The 5032-nt window shown below is 46.3% G+C and carries 5 protein-coding genes and 1 pseudogene; 1 reads left to right on the top strand and 5 read right to left on the bottom strand.

Annotation, left to right across the window (positions count from 1 at the left end):
• Positions 1-445: 445 nt before the first annotated feature.
• Positions 446-664 (top strand): DUF2949 domain-containing protein, encoded by a 219-nt coding sequence (locus ACTIE0_RS22665; protein WP_035759814.1) that lies wholly within the window; start codon positions 446-448, stop codon positions 662-664.
• Between the two features lie 106 nt (positions 665-770).
• On the opposite strand, the gene ACTIE0_RS22660 is transcribed toward ACTIE0_RS22665, so the two are convergent.
• From ACTIE0_RS22660 to ACTIE0_RS22640, 5 genes and pseudogenes are all read right to left on the bottom strand, one after another.
• Positions 771-1868, bottom strand: a complete 1098-nt coding sequence (locus ACTIE0_RS22660) for a pyridoxal-phosphate-dependent aminotransferase family protein (protein ID WP_006621244.1) — start codon at positions 1866-1868, stop codon at positions 771-773.
• A 57-nt stretch (positions 1869-1925) separates the two neighbouring features.
• Positions 1926-2816, bottom strand: coding sequence for an indole-3-glycerol phosphate synthase TrpC (trpC, locus tag ACTIE0_RS22655; RefSeq protein WP_006669856.1), 891 nt, complete (start codon positions 2814-2816; stop codon positions 1926-1928).
• 162 nt (positions 2817-2978) lie between these two features.
• Entirely contained in the window at positions 2979-3314 is a 336-nt protein-coding gene (psb28, locus tag ACTIE0_RS22650; RefSeq protein ID WP_006621246.1) for a photosystem II reaction center protein Psb28, read from the bottom strand.
• 181 nt (positions 3315-3495) lie between these two features.
• Positions 3496-4488 carry a PRC-barrel domain-containing protein gene (locus ACTIE0_RS22645; RefSeq protein WP_006621247.1) on the bottom strand — a complete coding sequence of 331 codons (993 nt, stop codon included), beginning with the start codon at positions 4486-4488 and terminating at the stop codon, positions 3496-3498.
• Between the two features lie 51 nt (positions 4489-4539).
• Positions 4540-4792 (bottom strand): annotated as a pseudogene (locus ACTIE0_RS22640) (chromosome segregation protein SMC); the annotation flags it as partial.
• Positions 4793-5032: the final 240 nt, after the last annotated feature.

Here is a 5032-nt window from a genome sequence, read left to right as displayed (position 1 = left end):
GGCTAAAGCCGCTTGAGTCGGTTTTCCTCTCCGTGATCAATCACGGAGCTTCCAACCCTCCCAGGAGTTTTACGTGATTGATAGGGTCTAACTTCTGTTAGGGATATGGCAAATATCCGACTTAATCAATCAACGGAACCAGTAGCAGAATCAGCCGCTTAATTCGGTTAGTTTGTAGAGCGGAAGATATCAAGATCCTGCTACCTCACCAATGAAAGTCCGCCGTGATTTTCAAATCTTGCGGAATTTAATTAGAGACCGATGTAGGTTCGTAGCAGTGAACCCGGCTTACGGTACTGGTGGGCTTTTACCCCTGGTGCTAAGGGGTGGGTATGCTTTGCGCTAGTTGCTTAATCAACGTATACAACAGCCATAGATTTGGATTTCTTTGCGAAGTCAACAGACAGATCAGGTGGTGTCTACTATCTAGGAGGTGAAACCAAAATTGACACCCACAAAATATGCACAATTTCTGAATTTTTTAACAGAAGAATTATCAATTTCCCAGGCTTCTATTGAGGCGGCACAGAGGGTACATAAGCGGTCAGAAGAGAAACATAAGTATCCTGATCCAAGTCCCCTATCGATGACACTTTGGCAATATGGACTTGTGACCCTTGAACAACTTGAGAAAATCTTTGATTGGCTGGCAACAGCTTATTGAGATCTAAAAGCAGAAACGGGGTTTCTAGGTTTTTGATGGTCTCACCAAGATGGTCATAGAAACCCAGTTTCTGGCTATGATGGCGCTTTAACTGTCAAACTTTATTTTAGTTCAACTGTTGGAGGGTAGTTTCTAAGGCAGCGATCGCACAAAGAATATCGCGATCGCAAACAAAACCCAAATGCCCAATACGGAAGATTTTACCCTTGAGGTGATCTTGTCCTCCAGCCAAAACGATATCAAACTGTTTTCGCATGATAGAGCGCACCTTTTCCGCGTCTATAGACTCAGGAGGGCAAACCGCAGTTATAGCGGGACTAGCAGCATGATCGGGGGCAAATAGGGGCAAATTCAGGCCTTTGACCGCATCCCGTGTCATGGTCATTAAGCGATGATGACGGGCAAAAATATTCTCTAACCCCTCGGCTTTCATCATTTGCAAACTCACCTGGAGTGCATAAAACAGATTAACCGGGGGGGTAAAGGGGTTAGTATTTTTAGCTGCGGTTTTCCGGTATGGTCCCAGGTCGAAGTAATAGCGGGGTAGGTCAGCGGTTTTGTAGGCTTCCCATGCTTTAGGACTGACAGAGACAAAAGCTAGTCCTGGGGGAATCATATAACCCTTTTGGGAACCGGACCCTACCACATCTAATCCCCATTCATCAATAGGAAGATTAACAGCGCCTAAACTGGTGACTGCATCAACAATAATTAGGGCTTCCCCGTGGTTTTTGACGTGGCGGTTGATGGTTTCCAGGTCATTGAGAACCCCGGTTGAGGTTTCGCTGTGGGTGATAATGACTGCTTTAATTTGCTTTTCGGTGTCCGCTTCGAGGACTTCGCGGAATTTTTCGGGGTCTAGGGGTTGTCCCCATTCAGCGGAAATGATTTCTACATTTAACCCGTATGCTGTAGCGACTTCCGCCCAGCGATCGCCAAATTTACCGTTACAACCACATAAAACGCGATCGCCACGTTTGAGGAAATTAATAATTCCGGCTTCCATTGCACCAGTCCCGCTGGCGGTAAGGATTAAGACATCATTTTGGGTTTGGTGTAGCCATTTGAGGTTTTCTTGTACCTCCGCCATAATTTGACTAAAATCACCGCTGCGGTGTCCTATGGGGTGTTTAGCCAGGGCGAGTAATGCTTTTTCGGGTACTGGGGTTGGTCCCGGAATCATCAACATTAACTTATCATCCATTGCGGTATCTATCCGTATTTGTACTAGGTTAGGGGGAACTAAATATTCTACTGGCTTTTAAGCTCTAGCTAACATTTGTTGCAGGGCGATTTGAGGATCTGGTTGTTTAACCAGGGATTCCCCGATTAAGACGGCTTCCGCGCCAGCTTGGAGTACAATATCTAGGTCGGTGCTTTGATGCAAACCGGACTCACTGACCACCAGGATATTACTGGAGTTGATTTGCGATCGCCGTTTTTCTAATAGGGTGGTTGTGGTGTTGAGGTCTACGGTAAAATCGGAGAGGTTGCGGTTATTTATGCCAATCAGGTTAACTCCATCAAGTGCCAAAACGCGATCGAGTTCCGCGAGGGTATGAACTTCTACCAGGGCAGTCATGGTGAGCATCTTAGCAATTTTGAGAAAATATTGCAGATCCTGGTCAGACAAAATGGCTGCAATTAGCAAAACTGCATCAGCCCCATGTAGTCGTGCTAGATAGAATTGATAGGGGTAGATCATGAAATCCTTGCACAGTAGGGGCAGATCTACGGCGGCGCGGACTTTCGCGAGGTTTTCAAAGCTACCCTGAAAGAATTTTTCGTCAGTTAAAACGGAGATACAGCTTGCGCCGCCAAGTGAGTAACTTTTAGCGATCGCCACACAGTCAAAATCTTCTCTAATTATGCCTTTACTAGGGGAGGCTTTTTTCACTTCTGCGATGACGGCGGGACGGGTAGCCGAGGTTTTTAGCGCCCCCAGAAAATCCCGACAGGGGGGCAAGTCCATCACCCGTTTTCTTAATTCTAGTAATGGTAGGCGATCGCGTTTTTGGCTAACTTCCTTTTCTTTTTGCCAGACTATTTCTTCTAATATATGTCGTGGTTTAGCATCTGGTGTGACTATTTGGTAACTGAGATTGAGGACATCAACAGAAGGGTTAGGAGAATGGCGGCGAATTTCGATCATAGTTTCCGTAAAATTATCATCAGCTATCTAAGAATTATATGTCGAGTCCGCCCATAGTATACTGACATAATTTTAACCAATCACAGTTGGGAGGATAGGGAGGAAAACCCCGCCGCCAAGCTATAGTCATGACGGTGGGAGTTTCCATAACTACCGGATATGTTAGGACTTATTGAATTGTAAACCGTTTTCTTCAGCATAGCGACCCATAAATCGCATAAACCTATCCCACTCTTCAGGGCTTCTCATTAAGTAAGTCGCCTCAATATCGGTAGCTTTACCATTAATGAATTTTCCCTTAACTTCACGAGTGACAATTTCTCCTTCCTCGTCAATCAAATACATCCCAGTAATTTCCTCAGTCGCATCATCAGCCAAAGCCTTGGGATTTTGGAAACGAAATGTAGCCGTTCCTTGGCTACCATCTCGGGAACGAGTCAATCGCACATCTGGGATTACTTCTTCGTCAACTCCCCGTGAAAATTGAATTGAAGCCATAAATAACTATGCAGTCAAATACTAAACATTTGCCAGCTTAACATTTTTCGATCGCCCCTGTCTCCCTAAAAAAACAGACTCTGGCGCTACATAGCTACCACATTTTGCAAAATTTGTCAACCCCCAAATGGGAATCCCACGCCATGACATGATCGGAATATTTAGCGTGGGAGCAGGTTAGTTAGTAGCCGCCGGGTTCTTCCTCATATTCCGGCATTTTCTTTTTGTCAGGAATATTGACACGGGGGGCTTTATAAGGTTTAGGGGTTTCATCATCAGCCCAAGCATCAGACTCCACATCATCCTCATATTCATACTGATATTCTCGGGCATAGAGACGTTCTTGGCGGGGCGGTTCTATCGGCACATATTCCGCATCATCATAATCATCTCGTTCAGCATCTCCCCAGTTATCATCTTCATAATCATCATAAACTGGTTCAGGCTGTCTAACGGGGGGAGGGGCGATCGCCTCTTGCCAGGTTTCTTCTTCTTCCCAGGCTTCCTCAACCGGGGCGGGGGTGCGATATTGTTGTTGTGGTGGTGCTTGAGGAACACCAGTACCCAATTGGTTAGCAGGTTTAACCGTGGGGGGATAATACATTCCTTCTTCTTCGCGGTTCCAGGGTGCTTCACCCAGTCCGAGACGTTCCAGAACACCGACCGTCAACTGTTGAAGTTGATCTTCCGAGCCTTCAAAGACAATTAAGCGGTTCGGACCACTACTAACGATCGCATCTATGGAAAGTTCATAGGTACTAATAACCTGATCTGGAATTTGTGGGAAACCCAGAGAGGCAATAATAATGGATTCGAGCTTACCATCACGGGTATCGAAGCGGAAGCCCCGCACTCGTCCGAGGGGTTCTCCGGTTTCTGTAATTACCTCACTGTTGATCAAATCGCTGTAACCTTCTATATCAACATCATCTTCAAGAACCTGGTCGTTATCCACCAAGATCACGTCGCCGATCTCACAGATCCTGTTGAGATAGATGTATTTAGGGAGTCCAGCCACAGCCAGAAAATTGTCTCGCAACCCCAGGGCTACAATTTCTCGTCGGTCCACATCAACCCACAACTGGCTAACGACTCCTAGTCGCTTACCGCGATCGCGGGTAATCACTTGAGTGCCGAGAAGATCGGAACGTTGGCGGATATGTTCAGATGTCATACTTGGCTAAATTTAATTCCAAACGTAAATATATGTTACCGGGTCAACTTACTACAGTTTGATACCCAGAACCTGAGTATAAGCCCCCCTAGCTTGTGTGACCCCAGGTCTGCTGGGAGGCTTCCATCATTGGGCGACGCAGACTAACCACAATAAACTGGGCTTGTTCTGCTTCTCCTTTAATCATTTTAGCTAATAGTTCCACATTTGCCCCGTCGAAGAACATATCGACCTCATCGAAGGCATAAAATGGGGAGGGTCGGTAAGGCTGGAGGGCTGTTAGGGACTTCTCCCCTCCCGACATATAAGCCATGTAGGTTGGGTGAAACCCAACTACTGGGTAGGTTGGGTGAAACCCAACATCACTGATAGGGTGAAACCCAACATAACTGAGAGATGTTGTTGTTGGGTTCCGTACCTCCACCCAACCTACTAAATAGGCGATCGCCTTACCTCCTGGGTAGGTTGGGTGAAACCCAACATAACTGAGAGATGTTGTTGTTGGGTTCCGTACCTCCACCCAACCTACTAAATAGGCGATCGC

It is taken from the genome of Limnospira sp. (assembly GCF_051859755.1).
Classification (GTDB): domain Bacteria; phylum Cyanobacteriota; class Cyanobacteriia; order Cyanobacteriales; family Microcoleaceae; genus Limnospira; species Limnospira fusiformis.
Note: the sequence above shows the minus strand (reverse complement) of the source record. Positions and strands in the feature narration are given on the sequence as shown.

Bases quoted from the DNA above. Each gene is read 5' to 3' on its own strand.
- ACTIE0_RS22660 (WP_006621244.1), bottom strand. From the start codon at position 1,868: ATGGATGATAAGTTAATGTTGATGATTCCGGGACCAACCCCAGTACCC.
- psb28 (WP_006621246.1), bottom strand. From the start codon at position 3,314: ATGGCTTCAATTCAATTTTCACGGGGAGTTGACGAAGAAGTAATCCCA.
- trpC (WP_006669856.1), bottom strand. From the start codon at position 2,816: ATGATCGAAATTCGCCGCCATTCTCCTAACCCTTCTGTTGATGTCCTC.
- ACTIE0_RS22645 (WP_006621247.1), bottom strand. From the start codon at position 4,488: ATGACATCTGAACATATCCGCCAACGTTCCGATCTTCTCGGCACTCAA.